Source organism: Subtercola boreus, assembly GCF_003399625.1.
Classification (GTDB): Bacteria; Actinomycetota; Actinomycetes; order Actinomycetales; family Microbacteriaceae; genus Subtercola; species Subtercola boreus_C.
In genome coordinates, this window is sequence record NZ_NBXA01000085.1 from 1 (window position 1) to 2,877 (window position 2,877).

Sequence of the window (2,877 nt, forward strand, 5' to 3'; positions counted from 1 at the left end):
AAACCTTTAGCTATTCGAGGCATCCCACTGCGACCAACGCTTCTACGCCTGTACCTGCCACGGTGAGCGATCCACGCTGCCAGCGCACATACCCTGATCGCGCTAGGGCCTTCGCATTCAATGGGGCTATTCGATCGGCCGGCCGAGGAAGAGCGCGATCGCGTCGTCGATGAGTTGGTCGCCGCCCGCGGGTAACACGCGACCGGCGCCGACAAAGGTCGAGACGCCCTGCATGGTTGCTGACATCAGCAGCGTCAGGCGCTCGATCTCCGCCTCGCGAAATACACCGGCCTCGACGCCCGCCTGCATCACGTCGCTGATGGTCGAGAACAGGGTCTCTGCGGCGGCAAGCAGGCTTGCGGGCGGCCGGTCCATCGTGGCTGCGAACATCAGGTCGAGTAGTGCTGCGTTGGCGACAGCGAAGTCGACATAGGCCTGACCGGCTGCCCGAAGGCTTTCCGCATACTCGATGCGGCTGTCTGCTCCGGCTCGCATGGCGGACGCGAGCGCGAGAAATCCGCGCTCCGCGAGTGCGTCGAGCAAAGCTTTTCGGTCGATGAAGTGGCTCCGCGGAGCGCCGTGACTGACGCCGATCTCGCGCGCGAGTTCGCGGAGTGATAGCTCCTCGACGCCCTTCGTCCGAAGCGCCAGTTCGGCCTGGTCGAGCAGGACCGTCCGCAGGTTACCGTGATGGAAGGGTCGCTGCGACATGCCTCGATCATAGCGGACTCCGACCGCTCAACTAGACATTGACTATTTTATAGACAGTGTCTATTCTACGGTCATGACCTATATAAATGACGCACTGTGGCTGCCCAAACGCGGCGGAGATTTAACTGTCGGCTCTTCGACCTACACGGCCCCGAAGCCGGGCGAGGTGGTTGTGCGAACGCGGGCCGTCGCCGTCAACTTCGTCGACGCCATGCCCGGATTCGCCTACCGATTCGTGCTGCCGTGGCTGACTTTCCCCGCTGTCATCGGATCGGATGTCGCGGGCGAGGTCGTTGAGGTCGGCGCCGGGGTGACGCGCCTGCACATCGGCGATCGGGTCGTGGCGCACGCGGCGGGTACGGAAAAATCCCGCAACACTTCGGCCGAGGGGGCGTTCCAGGATTACGTCGTGCTGATGGCCCATATGGTCGCTCCACTCCCCGATTCGCTCCCGTTCGAGCAGGCGGCCGTGCTGCCGATCGCGATGTCGACGGCGTCGTGTGGACTGTTCCAAAAGGATCAGCTTGCGCTCGCACTCCCCACAGCGAGCCCCGCCAACCGGAACGAGACAGTTCTGGTGTGGGGCGGGTCGACGAGCGTCGGCGTCAACGCCATCCAACTTGCGCGCAACGCGGGCTACCGCGTCGTTGCGACATCGTCGCCGAAGCACTTCGACTGGCTGCGTTCGCTCGGAGCCTCTGTGGTCATCGACCGCACGAGTTCGAACGTCGTGGATGAACTCGTCGCAGCGATCGGTCACCAGCCGCTCGCGGGCGTCCTCGCGATCGGCGCGGGATCCCTGCCGCCGACCATCGAGATCGCGGCGCGCCTGCCCGGATCCAAACGCGTCTCGACCACCAATCCCAGCCCGATCACGAGCGTACGTGCTCGGCTCGCTCGCCGTCGCGGGGTCACCGTCAGCACCATCTGGGGCGGCACCCTGAAAGACAACGAGGTCGGGCCGGCCATCTACTGCGACTTCCTGCCCGCGGCCCTCGCAAGTGGCGCCTACCGTGCCGAGCCCGTCGCGACGGTGGTCGGGGATGGGCTCGCGAGCATCCCGGCAGCGCTCGACCGGCTGAGGGAAGGCATCTCCGCCACGAAGCTCGTCGTTCGAATCTGACCTCAGCTCCTTCCATTTCCGCAAAAAACAAGAAGAGAAGGTTTATCGCATGAGTCAACAGAAGACAGTCCTCGTATTTGGTGGCACCGGCCAGACGGGACAGCGTTTCGTGCGTCTCGCACTGAAGGACGGGCTCCGCGTGCGCGCCCTGGCACGCAACCCCGCGAAGTTCGGCATCACCGACCCGAATCTTGAGGTCGTCCAAGGATCCATCACGGCTATCCCGGACCTCGACGCGCTCGTTACCGGAGCCGATTTCGTGGTCTCGATGCTCGGAAATGCGGCGGAGCAGCGCGAGCACACCATCGTCACCGACCTCGTTCGGGAACTCGTTCCAGCGATGCGTCGCAACGGCGTCTCACGGTTCCTCCACCAGGCAGGCGGGCTGAGCGCCAAACCACACCGCCGGCTGCCGCTCGTACTCTGGATCATCCGCCACACCGTCGCTCGCGGCTTCGAGGGACAGCACAGGGACAATGAGGCCGTCATGCGCTATCTCGCCGATGAGGCGAACGACATCGAATGGATGGTACATCGCGCCGGGATCGGATCCGACGGTCCGTCAAAAGGAGTCCTCCAGCGATCGGAGCGCGCGATCAGCATCGCGACGTTCCAGGACTGTGCGGCGTACAACCTACGCACAATGCAGGATGCGACAGCCATCCACACATGCGACGGGAGCCGATACGCGAAGCACTGATTGCCCCGTCACTTCAGCGGAACTGTGGCCACCCGGAAACCGAGCTCCTCGTTGTGGCATACAAATGATCACAGAACGCCGCCACTGACCGCCAAACTCCGCACCATTCGGCGCCGCACTTTCGCAAACAAGTGGCGCGACACTGCCGCGAGACGTTGACTCCGTATGACAATTTGGCGCATCGAGAATCATCCATCGAATGACCTTCAGCAGACCAGGTTCCAGTGTCTTATAAACCCCGATCGGGTCTGACCCGAGGGGGAAGACGGCCCGCTCAGTTTCAAGCGACGACGCGTGTTGGCTGAGCCTGAGGCGTCGACCTGACACGCTTCAGAAACCTTTA

The 2,877-nt window shown here is 63.4% G+C and carries 3 protein-coding genes; 2 read left to right on the forward strand and 1 reads right to left on the reverse strand.

What is annotated here, in order from left to right:
- Nucleotides 1-126 precede the first annotated feature (126 nt).
- Nucleotides 127-711, reverse strand: coding sequence for a TetR/AcrR family transcriptional regulator (locus B7R21_RS19490; RefSeq protein WP_116284913.1), 585 nt, complete (start codon nt 709-711; stop codon nt 127-129).
- Between the two features lie 73 nt (nt 712-784).
- Between B7R21_RS19490 and B7R21_RS19495 the strand changes: the two genes are divergently transcribed.
- Together B7R21_RS19495 and B7R21_RS19500 are read left to right on the forward strand one after the other, a co-directional pair.
- Nucleotides 785-1,834 carry a zinc-binding alcohol dehydrogenase family protein gene (locus B7R21_RS19495; RefSeq protein ID WP_116284914.1) on the forward strand — a complete coding sequence of 350 codons (1,050 nt, stop codon included), beginning with the start codon at nt 785-787 and terminating at the stop codon, nt 1,832-1,834.
- Between the two features lie 49 nt (nt 1,835-1,883).
- A complete protein-coding gene (locus B7R21_RS19500; protein WP_116284915.1) occupies nt 1,884-2,534 on the forward strand; it encodes an NAD(P)-dependent oxidoreductase in 651 nt (216 codons plus the stop codon).
- Nucleotides 2,535-2,877 lie beyond the last annotated feature (343 nt).